This window comes from Shewanella sp. KX20019, assembly GCF_016757755.1.
Classification (GTDB): Bacteria; Pseudomonadota; Gammaproteobacteria; order Enterobacterales; family Shewanellaceae; genus Shewanella.
The window spans coordinates 1,759,524-1,779,619 of sequence record NZ_CP068437.1; the positions used below are offsets into that span (position 1 = coordinate 1,759,524).

Consider the following 20,096-nt stretch of genomic DNA (forward strand, 5'->3'; position numbering starts at 1 on the left):
TCGCCGCAATATTTCACCTCTAAATCCTACTCTCTTGGGGAGATGTTGCATGTTAAGATTAAAGAAAGAAGCGCTAACGTTTGATGATGTGTTGCTAGTTCCAGCGCACTCCACCGTCCTCCCAAATACTGCCGTTCTCAAAACACGTCTAACAAATAAGATAGAACTAAACACGCCTATTGTGTCTGCTGCGATGGATACCGTCACAGAAGCACGCTTAGCAATTGCGATTGCTCAAGAAGGTGGTTTAGGATTTATTCATAAGAATATGACGATTGAGCAACAAGCTGAAGAAGTTCGCAAAGTTAAAATTTACGAAGCGGGTATTGTTCAGCAGCCAGTGACTGTGACGCCAACGACCACCCTTGCCGATCTTAAAGTTCTCACTGAGAAAAATGGCTTTGCGGGTTACCCAGTCGTGAATGATGCACATGAGCTTGTCGGTATTATTACTGGCCGTGACGTGCGTTTTATTACTGATTGGAGCCGTACTGTAGATCAGGTGATGACCCCTAAAGATCGTCTAGTGACTGTTCCTGAAGGGACTAAGCTAGATGAAGTTCAAACGCTGATGCATTCTCACCGTGTTGAGAAAGTGCTGGTCGTTGACAGTAACTTTAAGCTTAAAGGTCTTATCACAGTTAAAGATTTCCAAAAAGCCGAGCGTAAGCCTAATGCCTGTAAAGACGAGTTAGGTCGCTTACGTGTTGGTGCTGCGGTTGGTGCTGGTCCTGGTAATGAAGAGCGCGTTGACGCGCTTGTTATTGCTGGTGTTGATGTACTGCTCATCGATTCATCTCATGGCCACTCTGAAGGCGTGCTGCAGCGTATTCGTGATACTCGCGCCAAATATCCTGACCTACAAATTGTTGGCGGTAACGTTGCAACAGCTGAAGGCGCAATAGCCCTAGTTGAAGCCGGTGTTAACGCGGTTAAAGTCGGTATTGGTCCTGGCTCTATCTGTACTACTCGTATCGTTACTGGTGTGGGTGTACCGCAAATTACTGCTGTTTCTGATGCAGCTGAAGCGGTTAAGCATCTTAATATTCCTGTTATCGCTGATGGCGGTATTCGTTTCTCTGGTGATTTGGCTAAAGCATTAGCTGCGGGCGCATCATGCATCATGGCCGGTTCTATGTTTGCCGGTACTGATGAAGCGCCTGGTGAGACTGAGCTATATAACGGCCGTGCTTATAAGTCATACCGCGGTATGGGTTCTCTTGGTGCAATGACCCAAACACAAGGTTCGTCTGACCGTTATTTCCAAAGCGATAATGCAGCAGACAAGTTAGTACCAGAAGGTATTGAAGGTCGGGTCGCTTACAAAGGTAAGCTTAAAGAGATCATTCACCAGCACATGGGCGGTCTACGTTCATGCATGGGCTTAACCGGCTGTGCGACTATTAAAGATCTTAATGAAAAAGCAGAATTTGTGAAAATTACCTCAGCAGGCATGGGCGAGTCTCATGTGCACGATGTGACCATCAGCAAAGAAGCGCCGAACTATCGTTCAGGCTCTTAAGGTTTGATAAAGGCGACAGTTATTGTCGCCTTTTATTTATGTGTTAAAGGCTGGCTAACAGACGGCAGCCATTAACCGACAAAGATAATCGTTAAATAAAAATATAAAGATAAGGTACCCCATGAGCAATATTCATGAGCATAAGATCCTCATCCTGGATTTTGGATCTCAATACACCCAGTTGATTGCCCGCCGTATTCGTGAAATCGGTGTTTATTGTGAACTTTGGGCTTGGGATGTTTCCGAAGAGCAAATTCGTGGTTTTGCACCTAACGGCATTATCTTAGCCGGTGGTCCCGAAAGTGTGACTGCCAAAGACTCTCCACGTGCCCCAGAATATGTCTTTAACGCTGGCGTTCCAGTACTTGGAATTTGTTATGGCATGCAAACCATGTCTGAGCAACTTGGCGGTAAAGTGATTCAAGGTGTGGGTGAGGGTGAGTTTGGTTACGCACAAGTTGAAGTGCAAGCTGAATCGGCACTGTTCAAAAGCATCGAAGATGCCATCAGTGAAACAGGCAAACCACTGCTTGACGTATGGATGAGCCACGGCGACAAAGTGTCAGAGATCCCTGCAGGTTTTGTCACTGTCGCTAAAACTGAAACTTGTCCATTTGCGGCTATGGCTAATGAAGATAAGCAGTTTTACGGCGTACAGTTTCACCCTGAAGTGACCCACACTCGCCAGGGTAAGCGTATGCTAGAGCATTTCGCATTAGAGATCTGTGGCTGTCCTGCGAATTGGAAACCGTCATCAATTATTGAAGACGCAATTGAGAAGCTTAAAAAACAGATCGGCAACGATGAAGTTATTTTGGGTTTATCTGGTGGTGTAGATTCATCGGTAGTGGCTATGCTGCTGCATCGCGCAATTGGCGATAAGTTGACTTGTGTATTTGTTGATAACGGTCTTTTACGTTTGAACGAAGCCAATCAAGTGATGGATATGTTTGGCGATCACTTTGGCCTTAACATTGTGCACGTCAATGCTGAGCATCGTTTCTTAGAGCAGATGGCTGGCGAAGCAGATCCAGAAGCAAAACGTAAGATCATTGGTCGTGTATTTGTAGAGATCTTCGATGAAGAGTCAAAGAAATGCGCTAACGCTAAATGGCTTGCTCAAGGCACTATTTACCCAGATGTGATTGAATCTGCAGGTAGCGCCACCGGTAAAGCTCATGTGATTAAGTCACACCATAACGTTGGCGGATTGCCTGATGATATGGAGATGGGGTTAGTTGAGCCACTGCGTGAATTGTTTAAAGATGAAGTGCGTAAAATTGGTTTAGAGTTAGGTCTGCCATACGACATGCTTTATCGTCACCCGTTCCCAGGACCTGGTCTTGGTGTACGTGTTCTAGGCGAAGTGAAGAAAGAGTATTGCGACTTACTACGTTTAGCCGACGCGATTTTCATCGAAGAGCTACACAATGCCGACCTATACAATAAAGTGAGCCAAGCGTTCACTGTGTTCCTACCAGTGCGTTCAGTAGGTGTCATGGGCGATGGCCGTAAATACGATTGGGTTGTATCTTTACGTGCGGTAGAGACTATCGACTTTATGACAGCGCATTGGGCACATCTGCCCTATGACTTCTTAGGTCGTGTATCTAATCGAATTATCAATGAGATCGATGGCATTTCGCGTGTCGTTTACGATATTTCAGGTAAGCCACCTGCAACGATTGAGTGGGAATAATCTTCCGCTTATAATGACCCCAAAAAAAGGTGCTTCGGCACCTTTTTTATTTTGTACCACAATTGATAGAATACGAGTTAGTAAAACGTTATCAGCGAAAAACCGCGACTCAGCTGGAGATAAACTTGTCAGAACCCGATACATCACCCACAGAACACAGCAATGAAGGCATGAGTGAAGCAATGGCCGCGCAACAGGCTCAAGATCGCCGCTTTATGAAGATGGCAATGCAGATGGCTGCAAAAGCTGAAGAGAAGGGAGAGGTCCCAGTAGGCGCAGTATTGGTCAAAGACGGTGAAGTCGTCAGTGCGGGGTTTAACTTTAGTATCGGTCTACATGATCCCAGTGCTCATGCCGAGATGCAGTGTATTCGCCAAGCTGGCAAAGTATTAGCAAACTATCGTCTACTCGATAGTACCTTGTATGTCACGTTAGAGCCTTGCGCAATGTGCGCCGGTGCAATAGTCCATTCGAGAATTAGCCGTTTAGTATTTGGTGCGCAAGATCAGAAAACGGGCGCTGCGGGGACGGTGATTGATATTGTGCGCCACAGTGCGTTTAATCATCAAGTAGAGGTGACCTCTGGGGTGCTTGAAACTGAATGCGCTACGCAGTTAAGTGCCTTTTTTAAGCGACGTAGAAAAGAGAAAAAGGCCGCTAAAGCGCAAGCTAAGCTCGAGGCTAGTCAGAAGGGCGAATAAAAACAAAGAACTGCTTTTGTCTATTAAGGTTTTTTACATGGCGTGCCTTTAGTTGATTACGGCGACGTGCGGCAATATTGTTAATCGTTTTCTTTCTCATATCAGTTCCAAGGTCTGTGGGAGGTTTCTTCTAAATAGCTTAACCTAGTTAGATGAAGTTTAAATTAATTAAATTCAATTAAATCTATAGGTTTCGACGGTTTTTACGTCGTTACTGTGGTTGAGCTGTTTCAATTGTTTGGCCACTATTGTCGGCAGTTTGAGTCGCAACTTCCTTTAATTCAATTAGCATATTCTGGTTATCAATCCACACTAACGTGTCGTAATAACGACGGATACTATCGACATAGTGCACAGCTTCATTGCCGCGAGCATAACCATATCGAGTTTTCTGGTAATGTTTACGCTTTTGTAGCAGCGGTAATACCTCTTTTATATCTCGCCAAGCACTCGGATTGAGCCCCATCGATTGGGCTAGTTTACGAGCATCTTCGACATGGCCAAAACCGATGTTATATGATGCGAGTGCAAACCACATCCGCTGACTCTCTGGTATAGAGTCGGGCAGACGTTCAAGCATACTGTTGAGATACTTAGCGCCGCCTTGGATGCTCTGAAAAGGGTCGAGTCTATTTTTAATTCCCACCTGTTTTGCCGTGGGCAGCGTGAGCATCATTAATCCCCGCACACCAGTCGGTGAACGTGCATTGGGGTTCCAATGTGATTCTTGGTAGGCGGTCGCGGCAAGCTTGCGCCAATCAATCACTCCGGCGTATTTTTCAAACGTCGCTTGATATTTAGGCAGCTTATTATCGATGGCACGTATAAAGGCGCGTGTATCGACATAGTCAAAACGTTTTACGTGAGCAAAGTATTTTTCGTTCAAGTGGGCGAGGGTGCCACTGCGCTTTTCGGTATGCCAAAATGCTAATAGCTGGCTCATGAGGCGGTCACTATTATTGGGGGGAAGCAACCAAACTACGGGTTGTTTCTCTTTTAGGATAGGCCCTTGACGTAACTCAGGCATAAAGCGCCTGTTAATATCTAAGCTGGTTGAGTCGGCAATGGTATAGAGTAGCTCGCCAGCGGCTATCATAGTGAGTAACTCCTCTGCATCTTTATCTTTTTCCTGACTCCAAACAAGATTAGGGTTAGATTTTTGCAGTTCAGTTAAGGTGTCGACAAAGGAAGAGTCGGTAATAACGGTAATATCACCTTGTAAGTCGTTAATGTCTTTAGGCTGCGGCGTGCCTTGACGATAAACTAAGACTTGGTTGACTCGGTATAAAGGCGGACCAACACGAAACTGCTCTCTTCTTGCTGGTGTATCAGCAAGACCTGCGGCTATCAAATCAATTTCGCCGCGCCTTAGTGCGTTATAAAGCTCACTGATATTACCGTAGGGCTGCATCTTCAGCTCTAGGTTTAAGTATTTGGCAAAACGCTCAGCCATTTCAAAATCGTAACCAGAATCACCTTGACCAGAGCTAAAGTAGATCTGCGGGCCAAACATTGTGCCAACCACTAATTCAGTTTTAGGGGCCGTTACGCGGACTTTCTCTTGCTCCACTGCTACCTTCTGGCAGGCAGCCAGTAGGGTTATGCAGGTAAAAACAAGCAAAAGTCTTTTCATCATTATTATTGGTTAGCGCTTAAAATATAAAGAAATAGTCGTCGATTATACCACATTCTGCTATATGGCAAAAAAATGCCATTTTTCAATTAGGCTGCTATTTTATTATGACCCTAAATCGAGATTTTGCTGCAAATTCACTCAGCAAATCGACAAAAAATAGTGAGTGCTTTTTCCTATACAGGAAACACTGTTTTCTATAGTGACTGCTAATGATTTGTGGCAAACATTTCCCTATAATAGCGCCAGATCTGACCCTGCAATTATAATTTATAAGGTGAAAAGACGTGATGGAGATCATTCGCGGAGCCCCTGCACTTTCGGCGTTTAGAGTACAGAAGCTGATGGAAGCTTGTGGATCGGCAGCACTACCAGTGCGCCAAATCTATGCCGAGTTTACCCACTTAGCTGATTTGAAAGAATCACTAGATGAAAATGAAACTCAACAGCTTGAAAAAATCTTAACCTATGGCCCTGCTATTGAAGCACACCAGCCAGAAGGTAAACTCCATTTTGTCACACCCCGTCCCGGTACAATTTCTCCTTGGTCTTCTAAAGCAACTGATATCGCCCACAACTGTGGACTCGATAAAGTATTGCGTTTAGAGCGTGGTATTGCTTACTACGTTGTCGCTGATGAGTTGACTGTTGAACAAGAGAAGACGTTATCTGCACTGTTACATGACCGCATGGTCGAAGTGATTTTAACTGACTTTAATGCAGCGGATGTGCTGTTTGTTCGTACAGAACCGGCAAAATTCAACAGCGTTGATATTCTAGGTAAAGGGCGCAGTGCGCTTGAGCTTGCTAACACCACGTTAGGGCTTGCATTAGCTGAAGATGAAATCGACTACCTAGTTGAAAACTTCAAGCTGTTAAAGCGTAATCCGCACGATGTTGAATTGATGATGTTTGCTCAGGCAAACTCTGAACATTGTCGCCATAAGATCTTCAATGCAGACTGGACAATTGATGGTGAAGTGCAGCCTAAATCACTGTTCAAGATGATTAAGAATACCATGGCTGTCACACCCGATAATGTCCTCTCAGCTTATAAAGATAATGCCGCGGTGATGACAGGTGCTACAGCGGGACGATTCTTCCCAAAACAAGATGGTGTTTACGCTTATCACACCGAACCTATGCATATCTTGATGAAGGTCGAAACCCATAACCACCCGACGGCCATAAGCCCTTACCCAGGAGCTGCGACAGGTTCTGGTGGCGAAATTCGTGATGAAGGCGCAACAGGTCGTGGCTCTAAGCCAAAAGCAGGACTTACCGGTTTCAGTGTTTCAAACCTTAAAATCCCAGGTTTTGTGCAGCCATGGGAAGCCGATTATGGCAAACCCGATCGCATCGTTACCGCACTCGATATAATGACAGAAGGCCCACTTGGCGGCGCTGCATTTAACAATGAGTTTGGTCGTCCAGCACTTGTGGGTTATTTCCGTACCTACGAGCAGGAAGTTAACAGCCACAATGGCGTTGAAGTGCGTGGTTACCACAAGCCGATTATGCTTGCCGGTGGTTTAGGCAACATTCGCGAAGACCATGTGCAAAAAGGCGAGATCACCGTTGGCGCTAAGCTTGTCGTGCTAGGTGGCCCTGCAATGAACATCGGTCTTGGTGGTGGTGCAGCTTCTTCTATGACATCTGGCCAATCAAGTGAAGACTTAGATTTTGCCTCTGTTCAGCGTGAAAACCCTGAGATGGAACGTCGTTGCCAAGAGGTTATCGATAGATGTTGGCAGATGGGTGATGAAAACCCAATCCAATTTATCCATGATGTGGGCGCTGGCGGTTTATCAAATGCCTTCCCTGAGCTCGTCAATGATGGTGGCCGTGGCGGTAAATTTGAGCTGCGTAACGTACCCTCAGATGAGCCAGGCATGAGCCCGCTTGAGATCTGGTGCAACGAGTCGCAAGAGCGCTACGTTATGTCAATCGCCCCTGAAAACTTACATATATTCACTGCTATTTGTCAGCGTGAACGTGCACCGTTTGCCGTTGTCGGCATCGCGACGGAAGAGAAAGAGCTGATCCTAAGTGATGAACACTTCGAAGATCACCCCATTGATCTACCATTAGAGGTGTTGTTAGGTAAAGCACCTAAGATGAGCCGTGATGTGGTCAGCGCTAAAGCTAATTCAGCAGCACTAGATCAAAGCAATATCACAGTTAAAGAAGCAGCGCATCGTTTGCTACGCTTGCCGACGATTGCAGAGAAGACCTTCCTCATTACCATTGGCGATAGAACGGTAACTGGCTTGGTTAATCGCGATCAAATGGTTGGCCCATGGCAGGTTCCAGTTGCAGATTGTGCCGTGACAGCGTCAAGCTATGATGCCTATGTCGGTGAAGCAATGTCGATAGGTGAGCGTACGCCGCTGGCACTGCTCGATTTTGGCGCATCGGCGCGTATGGCTGTGGCTGAATCAATCTTGAATATCGCCGGTACTGATATTGGTTCGTTCAAGCGTATCAAGTTATCTGCTAACTGGATGTCACCAGCGGGTCACCCAGGTGAAGATGCGGGTCTGTATGAAGCGGTAAAAGCGATTGGCGAAGAGCTATGCCCTGATTTGTCACTGACCATTCCAGTCGGTAAAGACTCAATGTCGATGAAGACGGCATGGGAAGATAACGGCGTTCAAAAAGCGGTTACCTCACCAATGTCACTGGTGATCACCGCTTTTGGTGTGGTACAGGACATTCGCAACACTGTCACACCAGAGCTTCGCACCGATAAAGGTGATAGCGAGCTATTGCTACTAGATTTAGGGCAAGGTAAGAACCGTCTTGGCGGGTCTTGTTTAGCACAAGTTTATAGTGAGCTGGGTGATATCGCGCCAGATCTTGATAACTCAGCGACCCTAAAGGGCTTCTTTGAAGTCATTCAGCCGTTAGTGGCAGACAAGTCAATTATTGCTTATCACGATAGAAGTGACGGTGGCTTATACACCACGCTCGTTGAGATGGCATTTGCGGGTCACACTGGTTTAAATATTGATTTAGGCGCCTTAGCTGGAACTGACGTTGAGCGTCTATTTAATGAAGAGCTTGGTGCTGTTATCCAGGTGAGTAGTGAACAGTCTGCTGTCATTAGCGCTAAGTTTGCCGCAGTTGGCGTGCCTTGTCATAAAGTGGCTAGCATCAACGATACTGATCAAATCGCTATCTTTGATGGACAGCGTGAGATCTTAACTGAGTCGCGTACATCACTGCGTACTATGTGGGCTGAAACGACATATCGCATGCAGTCGCTGCGTGATAACCCTGAATGTGCCAAAGAGGAGCATGCGCTTAAACAAGACAATAACGACCTTGGTCTTACTGTTGATTTAAGCTTTGATCCTAGTGAAGACGTTGCAGCGCCGTTTATCTTAAAAGGTGCTGCACCTAAGATGGCTATCATTCGTGAGCAAGGGGTTAACTCGCATATAGAGATGGCTGCAGCATTTGACCGTGCAGGATTTGAATCAACAGATGTTCACATGAGTGACATTTTAAACGGTCGAATTAGCTTAGAAGAGTTCCAAGGCCTAGTGGCTTGTGGTGGCTTCTCTTACGGTGATGTACTGGGTGCTGGTGAAGGTTGGGCTAAGTCTATCTTGTTTAACGAGCGTGCTCGTGAGCAGTTTAGCCAGTTCTTTGAGCGTAACGATAGCTTCTCTCTTGGTGTGTGTAACGGTTGTCAGATGCTGTCTAATCTAAAAGACATCATTCCTGGTACTGAACTATGGCCACACTTTGTACGTAACCGCTCTGAGCGTTTTGAAGCGCGCTTTAGCTTGGTTGAAGTTCAAAAGAGCCCATCGTTGTTCTTCCAAGGGATGCAAGGTTCGCGTATGCCGATTGCTGTCTCTCATGGCGAAGGTCGTGCTGAGTTTGCATCACCAGGGGCATTAGCTGCCGCTGAAGCGTCGGGTACTATTGCACTGCGTTATGTTGATGGTAATGGTCAAATTGCCACTCAGTACCCGCAAAACCCTAACGGTTCGCCAAATGCGATTACCGCGTTAAGCTCAACCGATGGCCGAGTCACTATTATGATGCCGCATCCTGAGCGTGTATTTAGAACGGTTGCCAACTCATGGCATCCTGATTCATGGGGTGAAGATAGCCCATGGATGAGAATGTTCCGTAACGTTAGAAAATCAATTGGTTAATTAGCCTTTGCGTATCAATGCGCTAACGTTAACCATTAAAAAAGCCCCTAAATGTTAGGGGCTTTTTTTTTCAGTAGAAATTGAGATAGAAAAAGAGTAGTTAAACAGGCTATTAGCTTAAGTTTAGTGATGCATGTAATGCTTAATTAAGCTGTTTTATTGTTGTTAGAGGCTGTCGAATGACTAGGTAAACTTATTGCAAGTTAGCGAGAAAAGCTAATGAAAAGGAAAACTTATAAACGAGAGGGTTCTGAATATTAAAAAGCCACTCTTATTGCTAAGAGTGGCCGCTTTGCGCTAACAAAACTTCAAGAATAATCTTGCAAAGAAAACTTGAATTAACGTTCTCTTGAGGTATAAAGCTCAACGAAAACACGCTGATAACTGCTAACTAGACGCTCAAAAAATGTATTCATAATCGTATCTCCACGCTTGGTTGATGATGTAAGCGGAGGCAGTCTTTCCGGGTAACTTCGCCGGGGTTAATTGACTGTCTCCTTAACTTGGTGCTCATTCTATGCGAGGCAATGTTTTTCATCAAACGAGAAAAATTACATGTAGAGATTAGTAAAACTAATCCGTATTGTCGGGGTTGTTATTTCTTGTTTTGAGCGTAAAGTGTTAAGTTGCTGTATTTTATGTATTTATTGTTGTGCGTGGTGGTTTGTAGGATTCTATTAGCAATAGCATTGCTGTCGCAATATGTGATTGGTTTTCTTTTTTCCTATTTATGGATAGAATTATGTTGCTAGCGGCTGAAATAACTTGTTTAAGCGTTGTCAATGTTATTCCTAGCGTGTTTTTTGTTCTTTGTCAACGGCGGGGTGGGTGTAATTGTGTACTCCCCCCCAAAAACGACTAAAAGCAAATGCATTGATTGATTTGAATCAATTTTGAATGGTATAAATTCACTGCTGATAACGCTATTTCGTGTTGCAAGTGACTGATATTAACTAATTTGTTGCTTTTTTATCTGCGAAATTAGATGGTGGTCACACTTACTGGTGATATTGCGATGTTAGGCTGGTTGCTGTCAGTGTTTTTGGCTTTGAATTACAAAATTTATGAATTAAACAACGAAACGCAGTTAAATAGGTATTTTTGAAAATAAACTACCTAGTTTGCTACGTTAATATATCCTATATAGGCAGTCACTATTGTTGATGGGGATCTAACAATAATTACTGGACGCACCACCTAAGGAGTCACAAATGATTTTAGAAGAGGTTGTTGAGCTGTCGCGCTTTCAATTTGCGATGACTGCTATGTATCACTTCCTATTCGTACCTTTGACCTTGGGGTTAGCATTTTTGCTAGCCATTATGGAATCACTTTATGTGATGACCAATAAGCAGATCTATAAAGATATGACCAAGTTCTGGGGTAAGTTATTCGGAATTAACTTTGCTCTCGGCGTAGCTACAGGCCTGGCAATGGAATTTCAGTTCGGTACGAACTGGTCATACTTTTCACATTACGTAGGCGATATTTTTGGCGCGCCTTTAGCGATTGAAGGCTTGATGGCTTTCTTCCTTGAATCGACATTGGTCGGGATGTTCTTCTTCGGTTGGGATCGCTTTAGCAAGCGTCAGCATCTGGCGGTGACATGGTTAGTCGCACTTGGATCTAATATGTCAGCGCTATGGATCTTAGTGGCTAACGGTTGGATGCAAAACCCAGTGGGTTCGGTGTTCAATTACGAAACCATGCGTATGGAGATGACTAGCTTCGCGGAAGTGATATTCAACCCAGTAGCACAGGTTAAGTTCGTGCACACCGTCGCTTCAGGCTATGTTGCCGGCGCTATGTTTGTGCTGTCGATTAGTGCTTACTATATCTTGAAGAAACGTGATCTACCTTTTGCGCGTCGCTCATTTGCGATTGCAGCAAGCTTCGGTATGGCATCAATCTTGTCTGTTATCGTGCTTGGTGATGAATCTGGCTATAAAGTCGGTGAAGTACAGCGGGTTAAATTAGCCGCAATTGAAGCTGAATGGCACACTGAGCCCGCTCCAGCAGCATTTACCGCGGTAGGCTTCCCTAATCAAGAAACACAACACACTGATTACGCGATTAAAATCCCGTATGCAATGGGGATTATCGCAACACGCTCACTTGATGAAGAAGTTATCGGCATTAAAGATCTGATAGCGGAGCATGAAGTGCGTATTCGTAACGGTATGGTGGCGTACAGCCTACTTGAGGAACTTCGCGCAGGTAATGAAACACCAGAGATTAGAGCTGCATTTGAAGAGTCGAAAGTTGATTTGGGCTATGGCTTACTCCTGAAACGTTATACCGAAAACGTGGTTGATGCGACTGAAGAGCAGATCAAAGCGGCAGCTGATGACTCTATTCCAAATGTTGCCCCTATGTTCTGGTCTTTCCGTGTCATGGTGGGCGCCGGTATGATTATGTTGTTCGTCTTTGCTGCTGCATTCTGGCAAAGCACGCGTCATCAAATCGAAGAGAAGAAGTGGGTACTTAAAGCGGCACTTTACAGCTTGCCTCTGCCTTGGATTGCCATCGAGTGTGGTTGGTTCGTCGCTGAGTATGGCCGTCAACCGTGGACTATCTCTGAAGTGTTACCGACCTTTATGTCAGCCTCGAGCTTGTCGGTTGGTGATCTATTATTCAGTATTATTTCGATTACCGCATTCTATTCAATCTTACTAGTGATTGAGCTTTATCTAATGATTAAGTTTGCTCGTAAAGGACCAAGTTGTTTGAAGACCGGTCGTTATCACTTTGAAAAGCTTGATGCCTAAACTGGAGATCTGATTATGTTTGATTATGAAATGTTAAGATTCATCTGGTGGGCACTGATTGGCGTGTTGTTCATCGGTTTTGCTGTTACTGACGGCTTTGATATGGGAGTAGGCGCGTTGTTACCGATTATCGGTAAAGACGATACTGACCGCCGTATTATGATTAACTCAATCGCCCCACATTGGGATGGTAACCAAGTTTGGTTGATCACTGCCGGTGGCGCATTATTTGCTGCCTGGCCTATGGTCTACGGCGTGTCATTCTCAGGTTTTTATGTCGCAATGATGTTGGTTCTGTTTGCATTGTTCCTAAGACCTGTTGGCTTTGATTACCGCTCGAAGATTGAAGATCCAAGATGGCGTAAGTCTTGGGACTGGGCATTATTTGTCGGTGGCTTTGTTCCGCCGCTCATTATCGGTGTGGCGTTTGGTAACTTATTGCAAGGGGTGCCGTTTAACTTTGACGAATACCTTCGTGCAACCTACCACGGCGGTTTCTTCGGCTTACTGAATCCATTCGGTATACTTGCAGGCCTAGTGTGCGTCAGCATGTTTATGTTGCAAGGTTCTACTTGGTTACAGATGAAGACTGAAGGCGAGCTACGTGTTCGTGCTACTAAGATGTCGCAACTCTTGTCTGTGCTATTGTTTGTCTTCTTTGGGGCTGCGGGCGTATGGCTAATCAATGGTATCGACGGTTATGTCATCACCTCAGCAATCGACACTGGTGGGTTATCAGATCCGACATTGAAGACTGTTGCTGTTGAAGCGGGTGCATGGTTGGTTAACTACGATAAGTATCCGGTTACTATGCTGTTCCCTGTACTCGGCCTGCTTATGCCTATTTTAGTGTTGCTATCAAGCCGCATTAACCGATCTGGTTTTGCGTTCTTCTTTAGCTCACTGGGTATTGCTGCAGTTATCTTAACCTGTGGTGCAGCGATGTTCCCATTTGTTATGCCATCATCACTAGAGCCAAACGTCAGTTTGACGATGTGGGATGCCACGGCGAGTGAAGTTTCACTCACAGTGATGACATGGGCTGCAATCATCTTTGTACCGATTGTGTTGAGCTATACCGTGTTTACGTACTTGAAGATGTTTGGCCGCTTATCGCGCGACTTCATTGAAAAGAACAAGACCTCACTCTATTAATAAGGAGCCTAGACTATGTGGTATTTTGCTTGGATTTTAGGCGTATTGTTAGCCTGCTCCTTCGGTATTATCAACGCACTGTGGCTTGAAAATACCGAAAATATGGACCGAGATGTTGAGCACGAAGATTAAACTCATTTTGGTTTGATAAGTCTGAAAGCCCCGATATATCGGGGCTTTTTTTTGCGGATTATATCATCTACAAGTCAGGTGGGATTAAAACTACAGCGCTTTGAGATTATCTTTTTTATTCATATGTGGATAACCAATGCAAAGCAATGATACAACGAGCAATGTACTATATTCGATACCATTGGTCCCTGAACCGACAACAAACCAACCATGCTGTAAGTGTACTAAGAAAATTCCACCGATATATATCACGATATAGCTGGCGCAAATATAGGGTAACTGTTTGCCCGTTATCAAGAAGAGAGAACCGATGATCTCAAACAGGGTAATCGCCCAAGCTATGCCTAGACCGAACGGGAAACCTTGACTGCTTAACCAGCCTCCAAATGGCTCATAACCGCCGCTGAGCAGCCTGTGCCAGCCGTGACTGGCAATAATGATAGCCACGATAGTCCTCAAAAGAATGAATGCGACTTCCTCCTTCGTTTTAGTTTTAGTTTTTTCCATTTTAAACTCCGTATATCCATATCGATTAATCAAGTAAATAGCGAATTTGTAGTCTAGATTAATGCAGTGAAACATCTTCCTTTGAAAGTGAATGTCAGTCCAAAAGATACTTGTCACTTCATAAATGAATAAAATGATTACTGTAAAAATATCAACAGGGATCTTGGTTGTAAATTGAATGATTTTCTTGATTCAGATGGCAAAATTATTAAAGGTAAGTACGCCGTTGGAACATGAGTTTGATTGCTCGAGCTTGAAAGAGCAGTTATTGCAGAAATGATGAGCGGGAAGGCAAAACGGTTTGGCAGACAGGATGTCGCTTTAGCTTTGGCTATCACGATCGTAAAAATAAAAGTAACGGCTTAAGCTGTTACTTTTACTTCAAATGACTCAGAAGCGGTCTAGGCCAGAATGTGATCTATTAATTTTAATTGAGCTGGATCACGCCTTAAATACACTGATTTTTTGCTTAATATCATTAGCGATAACGGCAAGATCTTCAGCTGAATCGACGGTATCACCAGAACGTTGTTCGCCATCTCTAGCAAGCTCAGTGATCTGATGTAGATTACGGGTGATCTCCTCGGCTACAGCGCTTTGCTGTTCGGTAGCGCTGGCAATACTGCTTGATGCGATAGCGAGCTCACCAATGCTTTGGGTGATCGTAATAAGCAGTTCAGTGGCTTCTTTGCCTTGAATTGCCGAGCGGTCGCCAAGTTCATTGCTTTGATTCATTTGAGTTGCAGTGGCTTTAACTTGGTTTTGCAACTGGGTAATAGTGTGCGAAATTTCAGACGTTGAGGTTTGAGTGCGTTGGGCTAAAGTACGCACTTCATCGGCAACAACGGCAAATCCACGACCTTGCTCACCCGCTCTTGCGGCTTCAATGGCGGCATTGAGTGCCAGCAAATTAGTTTGCTCAGCAATACTGTTAATCACCTCGGTAACTTGGCTAATCGCGATGCTCTCTTGACTGACAAGCTCAACACTACTGTGACTCGTTGCAAGTTGTTGGCTAAGGCTTTGTAGATCGATAACAAGTTGATTGAGGCGATCGAGGCCATTTTGAGTCGCTGCATCCACTTGTTGGCTCATAAGCGCACCTTCGCTCGCATGGTTGGCCACATCACGCACGGAAGCTGACATCTCTTCAATTGCGGTAGCAATTTGATCTGTCTGCGCCATTAATGCTTGCGACTCTTCACCATTAAGCCTGGCGGTTTCTTGTGTTTGCACCGCATGATCTTGCAGTGAAGTTACAGACTGCTGCAGTGAAATAATTAGCTCTCTTAGGTTAGTGGCCATTCTAGAGGCGCTGTGAGTAATTTTGTCGACCTCGTTATTTGAGTCACTATCGCTATTTGCGAAGCTTTGTGACAGATCGCCTCTACCCAAATTGTCGAGTTGAACTTCAAGCTGTCGTAGCGGCTTAAGTGTTCTGAGTAAAATGAGCGACAGCAGTATAGTGATAGCGAATAAGCCGATGGTGCTAAAAATCAAATTAATGCTCAGTAATTTACTACTCTCTTCATTGAGCTCCTTCATCGGCACTTGACCGACTAACGCCCAGTTCCAACCTGGTATATTGAGAGTGTAAGCATAGGACTTATCACCATTGCTATCGAGGTACTCCCATGAGCCTCGATCGGTTAGGGCCTGCTCTACAGTGATACCATCGAGCACATTTCTGTCAACTTCACCGCCGATCTCATGGCCGGGGTGGGCGACAATCGTTTGATCTGATTTACGTATAATAAGAAAACTACCTGTTTCTTCGAGGCGCAGCGAGTTGGTTGAACTCCGCAGTTGTGTCAATGAGTCGCTGATATCGAAGCCGATATAGAGGATCCCTATCACCTCACCCGCGGCACTTTTAATCGGGCGATATACCGCCATATAATCTTTACCGAATAGGCGGGTATAGCCCTCATAGATTTGTCCCTGTAGTAATTTGTTGTAACCCGGGTGTTTTTTCCCTAAATAGGTGCCTAAAGCGCGCTTACCATCCGCTTTCTTTAACGATGTTGCAATTCGTAAAAAGTCGTCACCATCTTTAACAAACACCGTGGCGTTGCCGCCGGTTAAATTGGCATAGCGATCGACTTTGCTTTTTGATGAGTTAACTTGTTGGCGCTCATGAACTAGCGATGGAGTGTCTTTACCCAGTACCCGTACGGTTCTATTGGGTTTATGAAAGTTGCCAGGGTACATGGCTCTAAAAACATCGGCATTGCGGTGGGCGAGCGACAGTAAGCTGTTGTATTGCAGCTCGATAAGATCGGCGGTGCCGTTCATCTGGTCTTGCATTGCCTCTTCTGCTTTCTCAGTTAAAATATTTGAGGCTGAGATATACGAGGTCATGCCTAACGCGCCAAAAACAATGATGCTAAGAACAAAGGCGACCAATCCAATCTGTTTGGCCACTGGCCAATTTTTATAATTCATGACAGGTTAATATTATCTGTAGGATGTTGCGGTTAATTTAATGGAAATTAAGGGTAATTGATTTGATGTAGGTCTAATACTCAAGTCGTTTTAGCTAAAATGCTAAAAAATTAAGCGACTAATTTGGCTATTTTGTTGAATCACAAAACAAATAGGTGGGTGTAGAGGTTAGAGTGAGTATAAGAAGGCACCATATGTCCTCTATTACGAGGACATATGATGTTCGCCTAAATCATCTTAATTCACGCTATGGCAGCCTCAATAAGAGGGTTAACCCGTTGTTTTTGCCGTTAACGGTAAAGACGAGTCGGCAGCGGTGGTTTTTTTAGGGCGCATAATTAAATGATACATGGTCGGTACCCACACCAAGGATAACAGGGTGGTGAGTAGTGTTCCGCCCGCAATGGCAATAGCAAAGGGTGGCCAGAATCCGCCGCCTGCAATAATCAAAGGTAAGAAGCCACCAATAGTGGTAATAGTGGTTGAGCCGATATGACGACCACAACTACTGACGAGGTCGACAATCACTTGGACGTTGCCACTACGAGTGGCTGGCACCTCTTCAAGCTCAGCTAAAATCACGATGGCAGCGTTAATCGCCAACCCCATTAGGCCAAGCAAGCCGATAATAACGGTAAAGCCAAACGGATAACCGAAGGTATAAACAGCCAACAAGCCAAGACCTGCCGACTGCATCGCGCTAAAGAGTATAATGCCAGTCAATCTAAATGAGTTAAATGACAGCACCACTGTGGCGAATAGCAAGGTCACTACTAACACCAAGTTAGACATTAGATTACCGACAGCTTCATTTCGCTTGGCACTTTCACCACCCACCTCAATTTTATAACCACTGGGTAGTGCAATTGCGTCGAGCTGCTCTTTAGCATGGTTCAAGACTTCTTGGGGTAATACACCGCTAGTGATGTAAGCCTCAATAGTATTAACGCGTTGACCATCACGACGGGGGATCGCGCCGCGACTCACCTCTATTTTGTTGGTCGATATCGCTGATAATGGAATACTATTACCACTGCTCGATACCAGCATTAAAGCAGACAGTTTTGTTTGCTCTTGTCGGGTACTGTCGTGCAAGCGCACTCTAATGGGCAGTGACTCCGTTTGCTCTAATATACTGCCACCATTAATACCTGTGGTCGCCATTTCAACTTGTTTGGCGATGTCGGTTAACGACAAACCGCTCATTAGGCTTGCATCTTCATTGACCTGTAGCCATACCTTGGGTGCACCAGCGCTTAACGTGGCGCGAGTATGGATCACGTCTTTGGTGTCACTCAGCACCTTTCTTACCTGCTCACCAAGCAGCTTTAACTGGTCAAGATTGGGGCCAAATATTCTGAGCTCAACTGGGGCATTAAAAGGCGGGCCTTGTTCTAGTTTTCTCACAATAACTTGCGCCTGTGGGAACGCTAAGTCGAGGGATCTCTGCAGCTGTGGAATAAGTATATTAGCAGTATCAAAGTCACGCACTTTAACCATGGCTTGCGCGTAATGACTGGCGCCTTGTTGCCGTTGTAATAGGTTGTAGTAAAAAGAGGGCGCGTTGCCGCCAATAACCCAATCAATGCGAGTTATACCTTCGGTTTTGCGCAGTTCGCTATCCATTTTTTCGACTTGAATGCGGGTATTATCAACGCTGACATGTGGCGCGAGGTAGACCTCTATCTGAAACATATCCCTGTCTGATGGCGGAAAAAACTGTTCGGTCATTTGCCCTGCAGCAATAAAGCCCATCACTGGCAATACGCCAATGACGACCGCAGAGAGTAATGGACGAGACAGGGCAAAAGACAAGCTGCGCTTAAAGGCATTGCTCATCGCTGGCAGTTTTATGCCATGGTGATACCACTGAGTACCTTTGCCGTCGACCCCAAAACGGCCTGCAAGTCCGGCGATAATAGTGTGCGAGATAATAAAAGAACCGAGCAGGGCAAACATCACTGAGATTGCGATACCGCCAACAAATTCTCCTGCGGCACCTGGCATCAATACAATCGGTGCAAACGCCAGCATGGTAGTTATCGTTGAACCTGCCAAGGGTAGCCATAGATGCTGCAAGGTCTCTTTAACTGCTTGGATCTTGTCTTTTCCCTGTTGCCTGCGCTGGGAAATAGCATCCACAATTACAATCGCGTTATCGACCATGATCCCTAACGCAACGACTAAGCCGGTGACAGACATTTGGTGAATAGGCAGCCCGATGTATTTCATACAAGCGAGGGTAAATAGCGCGGTTAATGGCAGTGACAACGACACAATAACGGCGTTTCTAAGCCCGAGCGTTAGCATTAAAACCGCTAGAATAATGATGAAACCTAGCAACAGGCTGCCGACTAAGCCGCTTAATCTATCAGTGGTATAATGCTCTTGGTCAAACAGCCATTCTATTTCGATATTGGCTGGGATCCCCGCTTGCATCTCATCCACTACAACGCGCACTTTTTCGAGCCAAAGATCGACACGGGTATTGTTGAGCATGCGTGCTGCAACCATCACACCTTGTTGTTGCTCAACCAGTGCAATACTGCTGGCGGGCATTTTAGGTTGTCTGGTGATCTTGGCAAGGTCGCCTAAGCGAATGATCTGTCCGTTACTGGTCACTTTTAAGGGCACTTGACGCACACGTGCAATCGAATCGAGTTCACCAGAGACCTCAACTAAGGCTCTGAAATCATCGTTGTTAATTTCACCGGCAGACACTTTGGCATCGGCATTTTGCAGGATCTGCGCTATGCCCTTCGATGTTAACTGCAGTTGATTGACCTTATTACCGTCAAGTTGTACTAGGATCTCCTCAGTCGGCTGGCCATACAGTTTGACAAAATTGGTACCGTTTAGCAGTCGTAGTCGGCTCTGCAGTTCTTTAGCGTATCGGTTTAACATGTCGGTACGAACAGCACCTTCACCACGCCATGCGATACCTAAAATAGCGGTATTGGCATAGCCGACTTTGTCATCGAGTATGGTATTTTGTGCCGAACTCGGCAGTAAGCCTTTGGCGTCGCCAATCATGTCTCTAGCACGAGACCACACTGGTGCAGTTGCTAAGACGTTATCTTTAAGTTCAAGCTGAATAACTGAAATACCGGGCCGTGAGGTAGACTGCACCAGCTTTAACTCTTCTAAACGCCTCAATTCACTTTCGAGTACTTCGGTCACTAGCGCTTCGACGCGCTCAGCAGATGCACCAGGGTATAGGGTGATCACCGAGGAGAAACGGTTGGTAATATCAGGATCCTCCATCCGTGGAAGGCTTGAAATAGCGCCTAAACCCGCTACCAGTAATAATGCGATGACTAAGCTAATTAAGCGGCCATTTTCAACTAATGCTTTGACCATCT

Annotated in this window: 11 protein-coding genes; 7 read left to right on the forward strand and 4 right to left on the reverse strand. The window is 45.3% G+C overall.

The annotated features are described in order from the left end of the window. Positions 1-49 precede the first annotated feature (49 nt). The 3 genes from guaB (at position 50) to tadA (ending at position 3,922) form a co-directional block, all read left to right on the forward strand. Complete coding sequence (guaB, locus tag JK628_RS07725) at positions 50-1,522, forward strand: IMP dehydrogenase (protein ID WP_202288940.1); 1,473 nt, start codon at positions 50-52, stop codon at positions 1,520-1,522. A 121-nt stretch (positions 1,523-1,643) separates the two neighbouring features. Next, a complete protein-coding gene (gene guaA / locus JK628_RS07730) occupies positions 1,644-3,221 on the forward strand; it encodes a glutamine-hydrolyzing GMP synthase (protein WP_202288941.1) in 1,578 nt (525 codons plus the stop codon). A gap of 170 nt (positions 3,222-3,391) precedes the next feature. Beyond that, complete coding sequence (gene tadA / locus JK628_RS07735; protein WP_202289746.1) at positions 3,392-3,922, forward strand: tRNA adenosine(34) deaminase TadA; 531 nt, start codon at positions 3,392-3,394, stop codon at positions 3,920-3,922. A gap of 211 nt (positions 3,923-4,133) precedes the next feature. Here the strand turns inward: tadA and mltF are convergent, their stop codons facing one another. Next, complete coding sequence (gene mltF, locus JK628_RS07740) at positions 4,134-5,555, reverse strand: membrane-bound lytic murein transglycosylase MltF (protein ID WP_202289747.1); 1,422 nt, start codon at positions 5,553-5,555, stop codon at positions 4,134-4,136. A gap of 290 nt (positions 5,556-5,845) precedes the next feature. On the opposite strand from mltF, the gene purL reads away from it, so the two are divergent. From purL to cydX, 4 genes are all read left to right on the forward strand, one after another. Further along, positions 5,846-9,727, forward strand: a complete 3,882-nt coding sequence (gene purL / locus JK628_RS07745; protein ID WP_202289748.1) for a phosphoribosylformylglycinamidine synthase — start codon at positions 5,846-5,848, stop codon at positions 9,725-9,727. 1,211 nt (positions 9,728-10,938) lie between these two features. Then, positions 10,939-12,495, forward strand: a complete 1,557-nt coding sequence (locus JK628_RS07750; protein WP_202288942.1) for a cytochrome ubiquinol oxidase subunit I — start codon at positions 10,939-10,941, stop codon at positions 12,493-12,495. A 15-nt stretch (positions 12,496-12,510) separates the two neighbouring features. After that, positions 12,511-13,650: a cytochrome d ubiquinol oxidase subunit II gene (cydB, locus tag JK628_RS07755; protein WP_202288943.1), complete on the forward strand. Its 1,140-nt coding sequence runs from the start codon at positions 12,511-12,513 to the stop codon at positions 13,648-13,650. A 15-nt stretch (positions 13,651-13,665) separates the two neighbouring features. Further along, positions 13,666-13,782 (forward strand): cytochrome bd-I oxidase subunit CydX, encoded by a 117-nt coding sequence (cydX, locus tag JK628_RS07760; protein ID WP_202288944.1) that lies wholly within the window; start codon positions 13,666-13,668, stop codon positions 13,780-13,782. Between the two features lie 90 nt (positions 13,783-13,872). Here cydX and JK628_RS07765 read toward each other — a convergent pair whose 3' ends face one another. The 3 genes from JK628_RS07765 to JK628_RS07775 form a co-directional block, all read right to left on the reverse strand. Beyond that, complete coding sequence (locus JK628_RS07765) at positions 13,873-14,289, reverse strand: DoxX family protein (protein ID WP_202288945.1); 417 nt, start codon at positions 14,287-14,289, stop codon at positions 13,873-13,875. 441 nt (positions 14,290-14,730) lie between these two features. Continuing rightward, entirely contained in the window at positions 14,731-16,734 is a 2,004-nt protein-coding gene (locus JK628_RS07770; RefSeq protein WP_202288946.1) for a methyl-accepting chemotaxis protein, read from the reverse strand. 270 nt (positions 16,735-17,004) lie between these two features. Continuing rightward, entirely contained in the window at positions 17,005-20,094 is a 3,090-nt protein-coding gene (locus JK628_RS07775; RefSeq protein ID WP_202288947.1) for an efflux RND transporter permease subunit, read from the reverse strand. Between the last annotated feature and the right edge of the window lie 2 nt (positions 20,095-20,096).

What these genes read in the sequence shown, in the direction of transcription:
- guaB (WP_202288940.1), top strand. Translation starts at nt 50, where the DNA reads ATGTTAAGATTAAAGAAAGAAGCGCTAACGTTTGATGATGTGTTGCTA.
- JK628_RS07765 (WP_202288945.1), bottom strand. Translation starts at nt 14,289, where the DNA reads ATGGAAAAAACTAAAACTAAAACGAAGGAGGAAGTCGCATTCATTCTT.
- purL (WP_202289748.1), top strand. Translation starts at nt 5,846, where the DNA reads ATGGAGATCATTCGCGGAGCCCCTGCACTTTCGGCGTTTAGAGTACAG.
- guaA (WP_202288941.1), top strand. Translation starts at nt 1,644, where the DNA reads ATGAGCAATATTCATGAGCATAAGATCCTCATCCTGGATTTTGGATCT.
- tadA (WP_202289746.1), top strand. Translation starts at nt 3,392, where the DNA reads ATGAGTGAAGCAATGGCCGCGCAACAGGCTCAAGATCGCCGCTTTATG.
- JK628_RS07770 (WP_202288946.1), bottom strand. Translation starts at nt 16,734, where the DNA reads ATGAATTATAAAAATTGGCCAGTGGCCAAACAGATTGGATTGGTCGCC.
- cydB (WP_202288943.1), top strand. Translation starts at nt 12,511, where the DNA reads ATGTTTGATTATGAAATGTTAAGATTCATCTGGTGGGCACTGATTGGC.
- mltF (WP_202289747.1), bottom strand. Translation starts at nt 5,555, where the DNA reads ATGAAAAGACTTTTGCTTGTTTTTACCTGCATAACCCTACTGGCTGCC.
- JK628_RS07775 (WP_202288947.1), bottom strand. Translation starts at nt 20,094, where the DNA reads ATGGTCAAAGCATTAGTTGAAAATGGCCGCTTAATTAGCTTAGTCATC.
- cydX (WP_202288944.1), top strand. Translation starts at nt 13,666, where the DNA reads ATGTGGTATTTTGCTTGGATTTTAGGCGTATTGTTAGCCTGCTCCTTC.
- JK628_RS07750 (WP_202288942.1), top strand. Translation starts at nt 10,939, where the DNA reads ATGATTTTAGAAGAGGTTGTTGAGCTGTCGCGCTTTCAATTTGCGATG.